General features: G+C 26.9%; 15 protein-coding genes. 3 read left to right on the top strand and 12 right to left on the bottom strand.

Features of this window, described 5'->3' with window-relative positions; all coding sequences use genetic code 11:
• Position 1: 1 nt before the first annotated feature.
• The 7 genes from ACQPVP_RS06355 to ACQPVP_RS06385 form a co-directional block, all read right to left on the bottom strand.
• Positions 2-1393, bottom strand: a complete 1392-nt coding sequence (locus ACQPVP_RS06355) for a PTS galactitol transporter subunit IIC (RefSeq protein WP_430848255.1) — start codon at positions 1391-1393, stop codon at positions 2-4.
• A gap of 37 nt (positions 1394-1430) precedes the next feature.
• Positions 1431-1712, bottom strand: a complete 282-nt coding sequence (locus ACQPVP_RS06360) for a PTS sugar transporter subunit IIB (RefSeq protein WP_430848257.1) — start codon at positions 1710-1712, stop codon at positions 1431-1433.
• Between the two features lie 30 nt (positions 1713-1742).
• The gene (locus tag ACQPVP_RS06365; protein ID WP_430848259.1) at positions 1743-2189 is read right to left on the bottom strand and encodes a PTS sugar transporter subunit IIA; all 447 of its coding nucleotides are present in this window, start codon (positions 2187-2189) and stop codon (positions 1743-1745) included.
• Between the two features lie 11 nt (positions 2190-2200).
• Positions 2201-2815, bottom strand: a complete 615-nt coding sequence (locus tag ACQPVP_RS06370; RefSeq protein WP_430839374.1) for a bifunctional 4-hydroxy-2-oxoglutarate aldolase/2-dehydro-3-deoxy-phosphogluconate aldolase — start codon at positions 2813-2815, stop codon at positions 2201-2203.
• A 79-nt stretch (positions 2816-2894) separates the two neighbouring features.
• Complete coding sequence (locus ACQPVP_RS06375; RefSeq protein WP_430848261.1) at positions 2895-5774, bottom strand: sigma 54-interacting transcriptional regulator; 2880 nt, start codon at positions 5772-5774, stop codon at positions 2895-2897.
• A gap of 79 nt (positions 5775-5853) precedes the next feature.
• On the bottom strand, positions 5854-6360 hold the full coding sequence (locus tag ACQPVP_RS06380; protein ID WP_430848263.1) for a GNAT family N-acetyltransferase: 507 nt from the start codon (positions 6358-6360) through the stop codon (positions 5854-5856).
• A 17-nt stretch (positions 6361-6377) separates the two neighbouring features.
• Positions 6378-6839 (bottom strand): YdeI/OmpD-associated family protein, encoded by a 462-nt coding sequence (locus tag ACQPVP_RS06385; protein ID WP_430848265.1) that lies wholly within the window; start codon positions 6837-6839, stop codon positions 6378-6380.
• 82 nt (positions 6840-6921) lie between these two features.
• Between ACQPVP_RS06385 and ACQPVP_RS06390 the strand changes: the two genes are divergently transcribed.
• Positions 6922-7719: a phosphotransferase gene (locus tag ACQPVP_RS06390; RefSeq protein WP_430848267.1), complete on the top strand. Its 798-nt coding sequence runs from the start codon at positions 6922-6924 to the stop codon at positions 7717-7719.
• 80 nt (positions 7720-7799) lie between these two features.
• Here the strand turns inward: ACQPVP_RS06390 and ACQPVP_RS06395 are convergent, their stop codons facing one another.
• Both ACQPVP_RS06395 and ACQPVP_RS06400 read right to left on the bottom strand, forming a co-directional pair.
• Positions 7800-8510, bottom strand: a complete 711-nt coding sequence (locus ACQPVP_RS06395) for a gamma-glutamyl-gamma-aminobutyrate hydrolase family protein (protein WP_430848269.1) — start codon at positions 8508-8510, stop codon at positions 7800-7802.
• Between the two features lie 117 nt (positions 8511-8627).
• On the bottom strand, positions 8628-9020 hold the full coding sequence (locus ACQPVP_RS06400; protein WP_430848271.1) for an SHOCT domain-containing protein: 393 nt from the start codon (positions 9018-9020) through the stop codon (positions 8628-8630).
• Between the two features lie 147 nt (positions 9021-9167).
• Between ACQPVP_RS06400 and ACQPVP_RS06405 the strand changes: the two genes are divergently transcribed.
• Entirely contained in the window at positions 9168-9596 is a 429-nt protein-coding gene (locus tag ACQPVP_RS06405; protein WP_430848273.1) for a hypothetical protein, read from the top strand.
• 131 nt (positions 9597-9727) lie between these two features.
• On the opposite strand, the gene ACQPVP_RS06410 is transcribed toward ACQPVP_RS06405, so the two are convergent.
• The 3 genes from ACQPVP_RS06410 to ACQPVP_RS06420 form a co-directional block, all read right to left on the bottom strand.
• On the bottom strand, positions 9728-10579 hold the full coding sequence (locus ACQPVP_RS06410) for a DegV family protein (RefSeq protein ID WP_430848275.1): 852 nt from the start codon (positions 10577-10579) through the stop codon (positions 9728-9730).
• Positions 10580-10699: 120 nt separating this feature from the next.
• Positions 10700-11170 (bottom strand): L,D-transpeptidase, encoded by a 471-nt coding sequence (locus ACQPVP_RS06415; protein ID WP_430848277.1) that lies wholly within the window; start codon positions 11168-11170, stop codon positions 10700-10702.
• Between the two features lie 158 nt (positions 11171-11328).
• Complete coding sequence (locus tag ACQPVP_RS06420) at positions 11329-16266, bottom strand: SpaA isopeptide-forming pilin-related protein (protein ID WP_430848279.1); 4938 nt, start codon at positions 16264-16266, stop codon at positions 11329-11331.
• Positions 16267-16893: 627 nt separating this feature from the next.
• Between ACQPVP_RS06420 and ACQPVP_RS06425 the strand changes: the two genes are divergently transcribed.
• Positions 16894-17445: a 50S ribosomal protein L25 gene (locus tag ACQPVP_RS06425; protein WP_430848281.1), complete on the top strand. Its 552-nt coding sequence runs from the start codon at positions 16894-16896 to the stop codon at positions 17443-17445.
• Positions 17446-17557 lie beyond the last annotated feature (112 nt).

Consider the following 17557-nt stretch of genomic DNA (forward strand, 5'->3'; position numbering starts at 1 on the left):
TTTATATGCTTTTCTCTAATTCGTTGCTTTTTCCTGAATTTTCTTTATTTAATTTCTTTGGCTTAATGACATCCATATAGAACCAAATCACTCCAAAAGCTATTAATAATACTGGGATATTTATCAATGGGTTACCTGCTGTAAATGCCATATATATTATGAAACTTTGTGTTAAACTAGTTGCTGCAAATGATGATATTAATGCTCCAGCCGCTAAACTTAAATCTATTCCGACACTTGATGCTAAGTTAGTTAATGTTGGCGCTGTTACTGTTCCTGCTAATAATATTGCTGCAGTAGTAGCTAGCCCAATAACAATATTTTTAAATAAATTACCTCTTGTTAATGCTACTACAAGTGCCACTCTAAATGGAATTACTGCTAAATCTGCGAAAGGTAACATTCTATTTCCTGGCAATACTACTGCTAATAATATAGTTAAAGGAATTACTATTAATGAAGTTGTAATAACATCTGGATTTCCTGAAACAACCGCTGCATCTAATCCTATATACAAATCTCTTCCTTTAAATCTCTTCTTAGCAAATTTTTTAGCTCCTTCAGATATCGGAATTAATCCTTCCATAAATAATGCTGTCATCTTAGGTATAAGAACTAATACTGCGGACATATTAACTGCAACATTTGCTATATCTGTAAAGTTATACCCTGCTAAAGCACCAATGATTCCACCTAAAATTAACCCCATTATTATTGGCTCACCGAAGAATCCTAAATACTTCTTAGCATCTTTTAATGAAAAATTTATTTTATTTACTCCTGGTATCTTATCTAATACCCAATTTAATGGTACTGCAACTATTAATGATGATAAAGCTGATACTGTTGGTAATGATACCCCTGGTAATCCAAAATAATCTTCAACCATTCCAGCTGACCAGTCAGACAATTTGAATGTTACAATAGCCATTACTATAGAAGCACCAACTCCTAAAAGTATGTTACTAGTAACGAAATAAGTCATAACACCAACTATTGCCATATGATGATAATTCCATATATCAACATCTAGAGTATTTGTTTTCTTAAGAATTAACATTATAATATTTATTGCTAATATTGCGAATATTAAGATTGGTATTATTGGTGATGCCCATGTAACTGCTGCTATTGTTCCCCAACCAACATCTAGGACATCTAAACTAAATCCCCATCTTTCAACCATAGCTTTAGCTGCTGGCCCAAGACTTGATGATAAAAGATTAATTACAAGCTTTATACCTGCAAAGCCTATACCTACTGTTAAACCTGATCTAAAAGCTTTAGCAGGCTTAACACCAAAAACTAATCCTACTCCTAAAATAATTAGTGGTAAAAGTACTGTAGGTCCTGCATTTAATAATGTCTGGAATACGTTATAAATAAGCTCCATTATAATATCCTCCTTATTATAAAAACATTTTTATATATTATCCTCTTGCATAGTTGACGATTTCTTCTAATGTTTCTTCTTCACCTATTCCTGTTAATAAAGACATTGCAGAAACTACTGGTATCTTTGCACTATCACCACCATATCTTCCTGTTGTAACTAATATATCAAAATCATCTACCTTACTATCAATTTCCAATAATTTGCATTGAGTTACTGAAATAGATATTCCTTTTTCAGCACAAATATCCTTAATTTTAGTTGCAACTACAGTTGATGTTGCAATTCCATTTCCACAAGCTACTAATATTCTTTTCATTTTTTACTCCTCCAAATTCAATTTATATTTTTAATTTAAATAGTTATTTATTATCTTTAGTAAATCTTCATCAGATTTTGCTTTAATTATTTTTTTCAAATCCTCTGGATTTTTTATTAATTGAACTATTTTTTGTAACATTTCAATATGTCCATGAGGTTCATTTAATGCAAGCATAATTACAATTTGAACATCTAATGGTTTACTTGGATCATCCATCGCTTGAAAATTAACAGTATTATTGAGTACTCCAATTGCTATGGCTGACTCATTTACTAAAGTATGATCACAATGAGGAATTGCTATTTTTACCTCTGCTGGTAATCCTGTTGGATACTCTTCTTCACGCTTTAAAATAGCTTCTCTGTAGCCTTCTTTAGAATACCCTTTTTCTTGTAGTTTTTCTGCCAAATAACTTAATATTTCATTTCTACTATCAAAGTTTAAATTTCTATAAACTAATGTTCTATGATCCATACGTCATCCCCCTAATCAATTTCTTTTTCTAGTTCCTTCAATGTCTTAACTAAATTACCTATATTTTTGTTTAATATATCTTTTTTATCAAATAAACTAGACCCTATACCTAAATAATCTGCTCCATTGTTCATAAATTCTTTAGCATTATGCTTTGATACTCCACCAACAGCCATTATAGGAATATTACCTAACGGAGCTTTAATATCTTTTATGTAAGTAATTCCACAATCTTTTGCTGGAAATACTTTAACTATATCGGCTCCATTTTCATAACACCACCATACTTCAGTTGGGCTCATTGCACCTATTACACATAAAACATTATTTTTTTTACATTCATTAATAACTTCTTTTTCAACTACAATTGGAGTTAAAATAAAAGTTGCGCCTGCTTTAATAGCTTTTTTTGCATCATCTAAATTTTTAACAGTTCCAGCGCCTATACTAACTCTATCTGCATATTCCTTAGATATTTTTTCTATTGTTTCTAGTGCACCATCAGTATTCAATGTTATTTCTACAGCTCTAATATTTGACTGAACTAAAGCTTCCATAACAGTCTTTGTTTCATCATAGTTATATCCTCTTAATATAACTGTAACTTTAGAAAAATCTTTCATCATTTTTCCCTCCTTTAGTTTCTTGCCATATATTAAAGCAATAAATATGCCAATTTTTTGGCTGGTTTTGTAAAATATAGAATTATAATAAAACTTGAAGTATTTCATCCTTGCTAATACTTGATTTTAGCTTATTTAATATTTCTTCTTTTTTTATAATTTTATATAGCTGCTCAAAGTATTTTCTTGAATCATCCTTTAATGCCACTAAAAAAATTAAATCTACTTCACAACTTCCATCCCAATATATCCTATTGGCTAATTTAGTAATCATAATGGTTGGTTTTGTAACAAACTCTGCATCTCCATGTGGAATTGCTATACCACCCTTCAAATAAGTATTACCTAATATTTCTCTTTTAAATACACTTAATAAGAACTCTTCTTTTACATAGCCACCATCTATTAGCTTTTTTATCATATCTTCTAATGCTTCATCCTTATATCTATAGCTCTCATTTATGAAAACAACATCCTTATTAATTATTTCTGATAACTTATTTTCTTCTTTATCAGAAACGATATCATTTAACTTTTTAACTCCTGAACCTCTCATAATTTCCTCTAAGGATATAAACGGAATACTTCTGAACTCTGGATTAATAGTTCCTACTATAGCTTTTATATTCTTATTCTTTGATATTTTAGATAAGGATTCAGTAATATCACCATCCATAAATCCTAAAGATATTACTTCTACATTCTTACCTATTAAATCTATTTGTGATTCAACATATTCCTTTATTTTCAAAGCAGCCCCCTTACCTGTTATACATAAAGTCACAATTGTATTAGATAAGTTATTATTCTCAATATAATATTGATTTAATCCATACCCCTTTGATTCATTTTCTAAGTCTTGTATTATTTCATCTAAAGATTGATCTGTTAAAGCTGATTTTCTTACTGCTTCTATTACCATCAAAGTATCCACTCTACCAATTACCTCTGTTTCTATTCCTGTTTTGGCTGTTATTATATCTCCAAATGTAACTAATGAACCCATGTCCACTAAAAGTATGCAGCCCTTTCCTTGATCATGCTCTTTTACACATTTTATAGCTTTTTCAAGCATAATATCTGGTGAATCCCTAAAATCCATATCAATTCCTATAGCATGCTCTACGCCTAAAAATTTATTTGCTACTTCTGCCATGGCTGTAGCAACTCTTCCATGGGTCATTACTATAACAGAAACCTTTCCCTCTTCTTCTTTAACTTCTCTTTTATAATTTTTTAAATACATTGTTATAAAGCCTATTTCATCTTCTGGTATGTTTATATTCAACCTTTCTTTAGCAATTTCACACATCATTATCGCTACTTTGAATTCTTTTTCATATTTACTCTTTATAATCTCTATCTTTGGGTTTATTATTTCTTTCCCTAAAATTATTCGTTCATATGTTGAGTTTAAATGTACAGCTAACGGATAAATAATATCTGATTGCAATCCTAAAATGTTCTTTTTTGCAATCTTTACCATTTCTCGTGCAATATCTAAACTTTTTACCCCAACTAAACTCATTAACTCATCATTATTTAAAACTGAATAATTAATAGCTTTTGCTCCTCTAATTAATTCTAGTTCAACTTGTTGGCTTAACATTTTAGATATTTCTTCATCACTATAGCCTGCAAACTTAAGCTCAGATTGCCTTTTTTCTATAAACTTATATATATTGGAACTCTCTTTTTCATCTAAATTACTTTTTTCAATATCTACTTGTCCATTATACGAAATATAGATATCTTCCATAATAAACTTCTCAATTTCTAAATTGTTTTTATTATTTATTTGGTCATTTATATAATCTGGTATATGCCTTTCATCTATATATAAACTTTTATTATCATTCAAATTATTTTCTAAAAAACTAATTGCACAAGCTACCTTAATATCACTTTTCAGCTGTCCAATATTACCCTTACAATCATATTTCATAAGTTTACTTATGACATCCTTTGATACAAGCATGTCTCTATTTATCCTATGGCTTTCTTCTAGAAATACTTTATTAATTAATTCAAATCTCTCTTCGTAAGGTCTATCTTTAATTCCAGGTATCTCTATAACCATAGGGATTCTTCTTCTAAATGTTAATAAAAGCGAGCTTTCAACATTTTCAGTTGTTGCCGCAATTATCATTACATTACTTTTTCTAACGTTTTCACTTTCCCCTAATCTTCTAAAGCTTCCCCTATCTAATATACTAAATAATATTTCTTGCCCTTCTACTGGTAATCTATGAACTTCATCTAAAAATAAAATTCCTCCATCACATGATTCTACAATCCCAATTTTATCTTCATTAGCTCCAGTATATGCTCCCTTAACACTTCCAAATAATTGTGATAGTAATAGTTGCGGATTATCTGCATAATCCGCACAGTTAAATACAATATATTTTGAATTCTCATCAAAATTCTTTGTATGTTTTGCAAATTCATACATTGTATCCGCTAAATGACTTTTACCTACTCCTGATGGGCCTAAAATTAATACATGCAATCCATGAGGTGGATAACTTACAGCTGCTTGAGCTTGAGATATCTGAACTCTAAGGCTTCCATTGTATCCAACTACATTTTCAAAATAGTTTTTTCTTTCTTTTTCTGTATTAATATTAGTTTCTTCTTTAACTAATATAGAATCTAAACGTACTATTATATCCTTTTTTATATTTGAGGCAGCATATCTTTCAATTTTATACCCTAATGATTTCAACTCTTCTGCTAATGCCCTATCTGATATATTCCTATCTCTTTTTATAATTTCTAATGCATCATTGCTTATATACTGTAATCTTCTCTTTCTAGAGTTATCAATATTATTCTTTTTCCTAAAATCTGTTACCACTTCTCTTAAAAGTTTTAATTTAACTGCAATTTGTTCATCTGTATAAGGATTTTTTTTATCTTCAGATTTTAAAAGTTCCATTATTAAATTTCCTATATCCATATAAAACACTCCTATATAATTCTATTAATTGTATAAAATACCATATGAAAATTCTTAAAGATAATAAAAGTAAATAATACTACTTTACTTCTTTTTCAAAAGCTATTCTTTTACTTCCATCTTTTAAATAGATTACACCACAATACTTATAATTATTTTTTAATAATAATCCCTGCATTGATTTATTGTCTTTATGAGTATCAACTCTTATATTTTTGATTCCTTTAGACATGCATATTTTTTCTGATTTTTTTAGTATTTCAGTTCCAATTCCCTTCAATCCGTCAACATTAGTAACAGCTATTCTATGAATAACTGCATAGCTTCCATTATATAACCACTTACCCTCATAAATTTTATCATATGTTTTTTCTCCATTAAATGAAAGAGCTGTCGTGCCAATTACCACTCCATTATGTTCTAATACATAACTTTCATTATTTTCAATATCTCTTAATATAACTTCTTCATTTGGATATCCATTTTGCCATTGATTAATATTATTTTTCTTTAGAGTTTCCTTAGCTTCATCTATAATCTTTACTACTTTATTTATTTCTTCTTGTCTTGTTCTTCTTAAAATCATACCTATTACTCCTAAAATTATAACTTAACACTATTTTTTAATTTTTCTATAGCTTCTTCCATTCTTTTTATTTTTGTTTCATCCTTTTTAGCTGAGGTTATCCATTGATAATATTTTCTTTGTTGAGAATAAGATAAGCTTTCATAAAATTTATATGCAACATCATTTTGAATAAGTTTTTCTTTAAACTCTATTGGTAATTCAATTACTCTCTCTTCCTCGTCTTTCTCTAATTCAACACTTATAATATCACCATAAGTTTTACCTATTTTACTTCGTATTTCCTTAGTAATTCCTATCATATAACAAGGTAAACCCATTTTCACTACTGACCCTCTATAGTCTACATTATCAAACTTAACTTTAACCTTAATCCTTTTTGCTCCAAATTCTTTTTCAATATCTAATGGTACTTCTATGTATGTGGCATCTTTTCCTTCATGTTTTTTTATTTCTGCTATAAAACTATATTTCTTCATATATGTCTCCTATATATTTAATACTTCTAACTTATTTATTATATCTGATATAATAGATAATAATAAATATATAGGAGACTTTATGGATAAAAAATCAAAAAAAATACCAATAACAAAAATTGGTGGCTTAAATAATTCTAATTATTTAATTGAATTACAAGATGAAAAATATGTTCTAAGAATTCCTAGTAGTGATAATACTAATAATTTTTATAGTGAACATGATATTTTAAGTTTAATAAAGCACTACAGTATTTCTCCGGAAATATTATACCATAATAAAGATAATGGGATTTTATTAAGTAAGTATATGGAAAGTTCTAAATTTAATTTAGAATTTTATAATTCTACCACCTTTATTAATACTCTAGTTAATACCCTAAAAAAATTACATAATTTAGAGTGTACTACTTACTTTAATCCATTTAATGAGATTTATAATAATATATCCTTTTTAAATAGTGTAAACTTTATTTTTAATCATGATATAAACTTATTAATAACTAAATTAAAAGACTTAGAAATAAAATTATGCAATAAAATTCATTATGGTTTATGCCATAATGATCTAAACACTTCTAATATTTTATCTGCTAATAATTTTATTTATCTTATAGATTTTGAGTTTTCTGGTATGGGAGATATTTTTTTCGACCTAGCAACTATTTCATGGTTTTTGAAGGATGAAATACAAGATTACTTAATAAAAAAATACTTTGGATATTTTGATATAGAACTTAAAGAAAAATTAAAGGATTATTTATATGTAGTTAAGCTTTGGAATGCTACTTGGAGTTATAAAAAATCAATAGATAGTAAATCTGATTATGATTATAGACTTGGTGGTAATATGATATTAGACGATTTAATTAATTATTAAATCGTCTAATATATTATTATTTTAATAATCCTATATTAACCTTATTACTAATATAAGTAAACGGGGATTTTTCTGTAGATTTATTTACAACTATTTATAAAACTCTTAAATATTTCTGATTGCTCATCATACTCTTTATATAATAACTCAGGATGCCATTGAACACCTAATACAAAATTTTTATCTCTTAAATATATACTTTCTATAATGTTATCTTCACTAATAGCTGCTTCATTAGCCTTTGGATCTATCATCTTTATAGCCTGATGATGAATACTGTTTACTATAATCTCTTCTTGTTTTACTATTTTAAATAATAGAGAATCTTTATTTACTCTAACCTTATGAATAGGTTTATTATAAGGCTTTTCTTGCCAATGAATACTTGCATCTCCATTATTTTTTTCTTTACTTATATCTTGATAAAGCTTTCCACCTAAATATGAATTTAATAGCTGAAAGCCTCTACAAATAGCTAAAATAGGTTTATTAGCCTTTAATAACTCCCCAAGCAAGATTATTTCCATAGTATCTCTTTCATAATTAATATCTCCACAATAATCGGCTTTTTCTTCTTTATAAATTTCAGGATTTATATCTTGACCTCCTGTTAATAAAAATCCATCAAACCTATTAACCAATTTTTTTATATCTTCATTATTATCTATGAACGGTAAGATAACTGGTACCCCACCTGATTCTATAATTGCATTTAAATAAGATGGTAACATAAAAATATTCTTTTTTTCATCATCAAATAGTGCAGTAACTCCTATAATGGGTTTCCTCATAAATTTCTCTCCCTTCTCAAAAGTTTATTTAATATATTAATATGAAGTAGTGATATGTAAATTTCAATAATAATATATAAAAAGAGAATCTATACTAAAATAGATCCTCATTAATAACTATTTAATACTATTTAAAATTTCTACTCTCTTCATTTCATATTCAACATTACTAATTATTCCATCATCTTTTAAAGACTTTAATTTTCTTAGCTTTTCTTCAAAATCCATATCTTTTTCTTTTGATTTTTCCCTAGTAACTTGAATACTCTGATCATAATTATGATTACTATCATCTTCAATATAAATTTCTTCTGTTGGAATTCCTTTTTCTCCAAAAGCATTTATACCATTAGCTACTGTAATTAATACAGCCCCTCCTGTCCATAATAATCCAAATAGCCCAAAGTCAGGTATTACTACAAATAAACCTATTAAAACAAATATTAATCCGCCTATAAAACCTACTATAGATGATTGTCTACTAGGTTTAACCTTAACACTTCTTCTCATATAACTTCCCCTTCTAATTATGTTAAATATATTTTATCATTTTATTAGAATTTTTTAAATCTAAAATTAATTTAAAACTTATTTTTAAACAATCTATATCTATTTTCATATAATAAATTTGAATGATTTTAAGGAGTGTTATACTGCTTGAATAATGAAGAATTTACTAAATATATAGAGGAATATGTAAGAAGTTTAGATTATGATACTGCAAAGCTTGAATCTTTAGGATCTTCCCTAAACGCTCTTGGATACTTAATAATTTCCTATGGAGCTAATATTGACATTTATGACATACTAACTAATAACGAAGTTGATGTAACTTCTGCTGATGTTACTTTATTTGGTCAATTAATTGTAGTTGTCGGATACTCCATTCTATGGGTTGTTTCTATTAGAAGGGTTTATACTAGAGAAATACGAAATCAATATTTAGATGAAAATAATTGGATATCTTCTTACGAAAAACTTAAATCTGCTTACCTTATAAGTGTATTTGCAAACTTATTGAGACTAGAAGCTTTTTATGAAATTTTAATAAATAGGGAAACTAACATAGAAGATAATGAAGAATAGTACAACATTATTCAAGTCTTATGTTGTACTATTCTTATTAAACTACCTAAAATTATATTAATTTTTTATTAAAGAATAAATATAAACCTGATAAATATCTTAATATACACTTTAATCTTCTATAATAAATTCTAATCTAATAACTTGTGTTTTTTTATACTTTGTATTGCGATACAACCAGGTCCACCTTGAGTTATAAATGCAGGTCCTAACTCTCTAATTTCAACATCTATATTAGCTATATTTTCTAAAATTATATTTTTTGCTACTAAAGCTAACTCTATATTTGAAGCATGTGAAATATATACTTTATAACTGCTATCAATATTATTTTCAATAAAATAATCAGCTATCTTTTTTATTGCCTTTTTAAAAGTACGCTTAGCAGTAAATTTTGTCAAAGATTTACCATCTTCTGAAAGAATCATTACTGGTACTAGTTTTATTGCATTACCAATTTTTCCAACTAGTGATGATATTCTACCACCTCTTACTAAAAAGTCAAAATCATGAGGAATTAAAAAAGACTCAGATAACTCTATATATTTATTTATCTCTGTAACTATTTCATCTTTACTATATCCATTATCTACAAGTTTAACTGCTAAATCTACTAAATATCTCTGAGGTCCACATAATGTTTTAGAATTAATTACTTCTATCCTATTTGGATTATTATCCATATTCTTTGCCATACATGCAGAACTATATGTTCCTGATAAACCATCAGCCATAGAAATATTGATAACTTCATCTTCTGGATACTTATTATATAAATCTACAACATATCCAATTGGAGGTTGAGAAGACTTAGGCATATATCCCTTACCTATTAAGTCAATAAATTCCTCTGATAATATTTCTTCATATTCCATATAAGTTTTATCATTAATTGTAACAACAAGTGGTGAAATATCTACATTATTTGCTTGTCCTTCTTTGATAGAATACAGTGTAGATGAGTCTGATATTATTTTAATCATCTTTTATCTCCAATTCATATTTTATAATTAATAAAAAGCTATTACACTCAGATTATCATGGTAGTAACATTAGGTCAATAAACTTTTTATAAACATTTACACTTAAATTTTAAAAATTATTTAACTTATATAAACTTTAGTACCTTCTGGTATATTGTCATATATCCATTTAGCATTTATTTTTTCTAGCCTTACACATCCATCTGATAATGCCATTCCCAGTCTACCATCTCTAACACTTCCATCTAAATTATAGATTATAGAATGAAATAAATAATTTCCTTTAATTTGTGTGTAATACCAACACTTATATCCTTTTTCCACTCCAAAGTAAAGCCCCTTTATTCCTACCTTAAAGCTTCCTTTAGGTGTGGGAGTAGACTTTTTTCCTATAGTACATAGATAACTATGCACTAATTTCCAATTATCTTTTGAGCCTGTAAAAATATTCACCTTAAAATTTTTAAGATCAACCCAAATAAAATATTTAGTATTACTTGAGAAATCCCCTGAATTAATATACTTTTTTGCATTTTCTATATAACTCTCTTCTCCTCTAACTAAAGAAATAATTCTATTAATTATCTTCAATTTAAATACCCCTCTATTATTAATCATAAAATATACTATGCAATTATATTTATAATTTCTTAAAAATCCAACGTTTTTCTCTATTTAATTGTGCTTAATAAATATAATAATTAATATTAAAAAAGCCTTTGCATATTATTATACAAAGGCTTTCTATTTTATTTAAAGTTTACTTTCTTTTTAAATAAGAATCCACTTCCAAGGAAAATAAATGCTAATCCTACTAATACAAATAATTTTGAATCAAAAGTATCTCCTGTTGAAGGAAGATTATTTTCTGAATCACTTGTATCTATATTATTTTCCTCATCCTTTATCTTATAATTTTTAAAAGTAAATTTTTGTGTAATTGATGAATCTACTACTATTTCAAATACAGTATCATCCTTTTTGTAACCTTCTGGAGCTTTAGTTTCTTTTAATATATAATTTCCATAATCAACGGCATCAAATCTAGCTATTCCATTCTCGTCACTTATAGCCTTTGATATTTCTTTTCCATTCTTATCATATAAAGTGAATTTCGCTCCATTTAGAACATTTCCATTTTCATCAATTTTTTTAATTTCTAGTGTTCCTTTAATTCTAGTGTTTTCAACTTGGTAGAAATAATCATATCCATTTTCCTTTACTCTTACTTCTATTTTTTCTTTAGTTCCAATATACCCTTCTGGAGTTTTAGTTTCCATTATATAATACTCGCCGTAAATTACATCCTCAAATAATGCAATTCCTTCATCATTAGTTAAAGTAGTTTCTATGACTTTATTATCTTTATTATAAAGTGTAAATTCTGCTCCAACTACTTTATTTCCATCTTGGTCTATCTTGCTAATTTTAATGTTTCCTTTAATTTGTGTATCAGTTATTTTTCCTGCTTCATAAGTTAAACCTGTTTCTTCTCCATTTACACTAACATTTAATACTTTACTTGAAAGATTATATCCCTCTGGAGCTTTTGTTTCTTTAATTTTATATTCTCCATAAGGTATATTAGTAAATGTTACTAATCCATTGTCATTTGTTACTCCTGTTTCAATTATATTTCCTTCTAAATCATATAATGTAAATTCAGCATTAGGTAATACATTTCCTTCTTCATCTACTTTTACTACATTAATATTTCCTACTATTTTTTCATTTTCAACAGTTTCTTTTAAAACTACTCCATTTTCATTAATAGTAAAATCATGCTTGTTATTATCTTTTACATATCCTTCTGGAGCTTTTGTTTCAACATAATAGTAGTTTCCATAAACTAGGTCTTTAAATTTAACTACTCCATTTTCATCTGTTGTTCCCTTTGTCACTTCATTATTATCTGAATCATAAACAGTAAATTCTGCTCCAGCTAATGCATTACCGTCTTGATCGACTTTAGAAATCTCTAAACTACCTTTTATTCTTGTATTTTCAATTTCATAGACATATTCTTTATTATTCTCTTTTATATTTACATCTATTTTTTTATCACTTGAAATATAACCTTCTGGGGTTTTAGTTTCCAAAATATAATACTCTCCATATACTATATTTTCAAATAAAGCTACTCCATCCTTATTAGTTTCTACAGTTTCTATCTCTTTATCATTTTTATTATAAAGTGTAAATTCTGCTCCAACTACTTTATTTCCATCTTGGTCTATCTTTCTAATTTTAATACTTCCTTTGATTTGTGTATTAGTTATTTTTCCTGCTTCATAAGTTAAGCCTGTTTCTTCTCCATTTACACTAACATTTAATATTTTACTTGAAAGATTATATCCCTCTGGAGCTTTTGTTTCTTTAATTTTATATTCTCCATAAGGTATATTAGTAAATGTTACTAATCCATTGTCATTTGTTACTCCTGTTTCAATTATATTTCCTTCTAAATCATATAATGTAAATTCAGCATTAGGTAATACATTTCCTGCTTCATCTACTTTTACTACATTAATATTCCCTACTATTTTTTCATTTTCAACAGTTTCTTTTAAAACTACTCCATTTTCATTAATAGTAAAATCATGCTTGTTATTATCTTTTACATATCCTTCTGGAGCTTTTGTCTCAACATAATAGTAGTTTCCATAAACTAGGTCTTTAAATTTAACTACTCCATTTTCATCTGTTGTTCCCTTTGTCACTTCATTATTATCTGAATCATAAATAGTAAATTCTGCTCCCTTTAATGGATTCTTATTTTGATCTAATTTTAACAACTCTAAGCTAGCTTTAATAATACTATTTTCAAAGGTTCTAATTATATTTTTACTATCATCTGCACTATTTATCGTAAATTCATGCATATCATTATTATTTAATACATAGCCCTCTGGAGCTGCTACTTCTTCTAAATAATAAGGAATATCGAACTTAATTTTGTTAAAAGTTAAAGATCCATTATCATCTGTTTCTCCTGTAGCTATTACATTTTTGTATCTATCTAGTAAATTGAACTTAGCCCCTTTAAGCATCTTATCTTTATTTTCTTTATCTACTTTTTCTACAGTAATTGATCCTCTTGTTCCTACTGCACTACCACCACCAGTTTGGAATTCTACAGAAACATTGTCACTAGTACTATTTTCACTGGTTTTTTCTCCTTTAAAATGCACTTTATTAGTGAATGGTTGTTTACTTTTATCTACAATATTTGTTCTAAAAGTCAATACATATGGTGAATTTACTTCTTCTGAAAAATTAAATATAAATTTTCTAGTATTAGAATCATACTTAACACTATTTTCATTTAATTCAACAGCCTCTCCTTTTACTAAAGTTCCATTAGTATTTAAAGTTTGCTTGTATAGTTCTACAGATGTTGTATCTAACTCTAACCCCTCTTGCAAATCATCTTCAATATCTACTTTCCCCATAGAAATTGAGTTAGAATTTATTATTACATTCCAATCAATATAGTCATTTCCATACTGATAATCTGCCGATTTTTTAATCACTGAGTTTTCAATCTTAGTTGATGCCTCTGTAACTACATTTGGAGGTATAACATCACCAGTTATTTGAGCTTTATTATTAACTACTTTTTCACCATTAGTATAAAAAATAGACTCATCTATTATTTTAGTTTTAAATGTTATTTCATAAGTATCATTTATTTCATCCTTAAAAGTATAAATTAATGTTCCAGTCTTGTCTTTATCATTCTTATCTGCTTCTATATAAGAAAATCCATCGTTATCAGCATTATTATCTATAGTTGCAGATCCTTCTACATACTCTTGTCCTATATTAATGTTATCAGTAACAACCACTTGTCCTAAATTAGTCTTATTTTTGTTAACAAATATCTTCCAAGTAACTTCCTTACTTACAGAATCATAATTCACTGATTGTTTATCAATAACATTACTTGTAACATTTTGATAGCCTGTACTATTAACTTCCTTTGATATATTTTCAGCATTAATAGTTGCAGTATTAGTATATTGCTTTCCATTAACATTTCCTGCATAAATGCTGCTATCAGTTATTTCAGTTTCAAAGGTAATTACATATTTTTTATTAATAGCCTCATTAAAGTTATAAGTAATAACTCCTGTTTTTTCTTTATCTAACTCTTGAGCTGCTTTATAATTAAATTTGCTAGTATCAGCATCTTCTCCATCTATCTTAAAAGTTCCATTAACATACTTTTGCCCTATTGGAATATTATCTGTTATTACTGGATTTTGAAGTTCTACTTCATTATTATTAACTTCAATTCTCCATGTTATATAGTGAGTTGAAGCTGCATAACCTACACCACTTTTTTTTAAAATGTTACTACCTACTCCTACGGTAGAATCTGATTGGGGATTTCCTTCTAATCCTCCAACTATAGTTGCTGTATTTTTAAAGTTAGTTGAATCATTTGATTGATAAACTTTCTCATCAACTATTTTAGTAGAATACGTAATTATTTGTTGAGTATTAATTGTTCCATTAAATGTATAGTCTAATTTTTTATTGACCTCATCATAATTGTAATCATTATTTGCTTCATTATTTACTTTAAATGAGTCTTTTATTAACTCTAACCCATCTGGAATAATATCTTCTACCTTTAAATTATTAAGCTCTAAAGCGTTGTTATTTACTTTAATAGTCCAATCTATCTTTTTTGCATTAGAATCATAGTTACCAGACTTTTCAATATAATTTGTCTTAACATATACTGAAGCTTCATTAGATTCTTTAATTTGACCGTTGATATCAACGCTTGCCTTATTATACAATTGTACGCTTTCACCTTGTTTTTTTGGTAAAATACTTGTATCACTAATTCTAGTTTTAAAAGAGATTATATGTTTGGTATTAACTTCTCCTTGGAACGTATATGTTAATGTACCCGAATAATCACTCTTATCATCTGATGATACATAAGTAAATCCATTAATATCAGCTCCATTATCTATTGTTGCTGATCCCTGAATATACTCTTGTCCAAAAGGAATATTATCTATAATTGTTGCACTATTTACATTTGCATTTTCCTTATTAAATTCTATATACCAAGTAATTTCATTTTTACTTCCATCATAACCACCACTCCATTTTGAAATAGATGCTTCTTGAACTGGATCTTGTTTAAATTTCACATCTACTTCAATTGGTTCTGCTTCACCTGAAAATGTAAATTGTATTTTTTCACTTTCATCATTTCCTATATTATTTCTATTAAATTTTGTATCTAAGTAGAAATTTCCACTTACATTTGAATATTCTCCTGTATAGTCAGTAAATTCTATATCTATTTCTCCACCTTTTTTAAAATGAGCTATTGCTACTAAGTCCCCCCCCTCATCATATATGTCTTCATCAAAATCACTTATAAGCTCTATTTGATTTGGTACATTTACTGTGAAAATTTCTCCAGCCTTTATATCTTCAACATTTGGAATGTCAAAATTAAACTTAACACGCACACCTGATGATTTATCTATTCCGTCAGCTAAAGGCTTTCCATCAAGATCTGTTAGTTCAATGGATGTAATAAATTTAAATTGATTATTTTCCTGGGCTTTTACAACACTTTCCTTACCATAGCCAGAGAATAACTGCACTACTAATAATAGCAGTATTGTAATAGCTATTTTTTTTGTTTTTCTCATAAAATATCTCCTTAATTTGTTTTATCTATATTAATTAAGTCAAAATTATATTAATTAATATTTATAAAACACTCTTAAAGAAAAATATTTTTAATTTATACTTTATTAGTATACATTAATATTTATACTAGTAAGTTTTTAAACTATATATAACTATTTCAAAAATTAATTCTAGCTATTTATATCTATTAATTATTTTAATTTATCATTAAATTCAAAATTTATTTCACTATATAATACTATTTTGCATTTGCTTCAAGACCTCATTCTTTTACATATTTCCTTATAAATTATACCACTTTTATGTAAATTATTGAATATTACACCAATACTTTAGTAAATTTACCGTATTGCTATTTTTTCCCTTATTATTATTTATTAATAATATTATTCGGTATATTTTTTTATTAATACCATATTATTCTTGTATTTTTTTTATATAACAAATTTTACAATATTTGATTTTTAATCTAAATTGATGTAGGATTAATTTAACATAAAGGAGGATGATTCATATATGTGAACTTTAAATTAAGTTCTAATATCGTTCTTAAGTATAATTAACTTAACTTTATTGATGAGCTTAATAACTAAAAATTAAAAAGCTATTTAAGGAGGTACTTATAAATGTCAAACTTAGCCTTTAAGGTACTAAATAGAAATGTTAAAGAAAATCAAAACAGACTTAGGAAATCTGGACAAGTTCCTGGAATAATATATGGTGAATTTCTTGAAAAAACTATACCAGTAAAGATGCCTAGTGAAGAACTTGGAGCAATTCTTAGAAAAAATAATAGTGGTTCAATAATAGAGCTTTCACTTGAAGAAAAAATAATACACTGTGTTGTTAAAGAAGTACAAAAAAATGAAAGACATGAAATTATTCATGTAGATTTTCAATATATAAAACCTAATGAAGTAATTAAGATGAAAATTCCTGTTAAATTTATTGGGGAAGATCTTTTGGAATCTAAAAAACTTACTTTAGATGTTCGTAATTTATATATACATTTACATGGCGACGTAGAAAAAATACCAGAATTCATTGAATTAGATGCATCTAATATGCAATTACATGATAAAATATTTATTGAAGATGTTGTTTTTCCAAAGGATATAACAGTTCTAAGTGCCCCTAAAACTCTTTTAGCTGTGGTAAGCAATCAATATTCTAATTAAATATAATTTAAAAGGATGATTCCTATTAGGAATCACCCTTTAATAATTATGAAAGCGGATTTACTATATACTGCACTATATAGCTTTGGCAAAATATACTTTAATTTAAAGA

Source organism: Clostridium nigeriense (genome assembly GCF_050585265.1).
Classification (GTDB): Bacteria; Bacillota; Clostridia; order Clostridiales; family Clostridiaceae; genus Clostridium; species Clostridium nigeriense_B.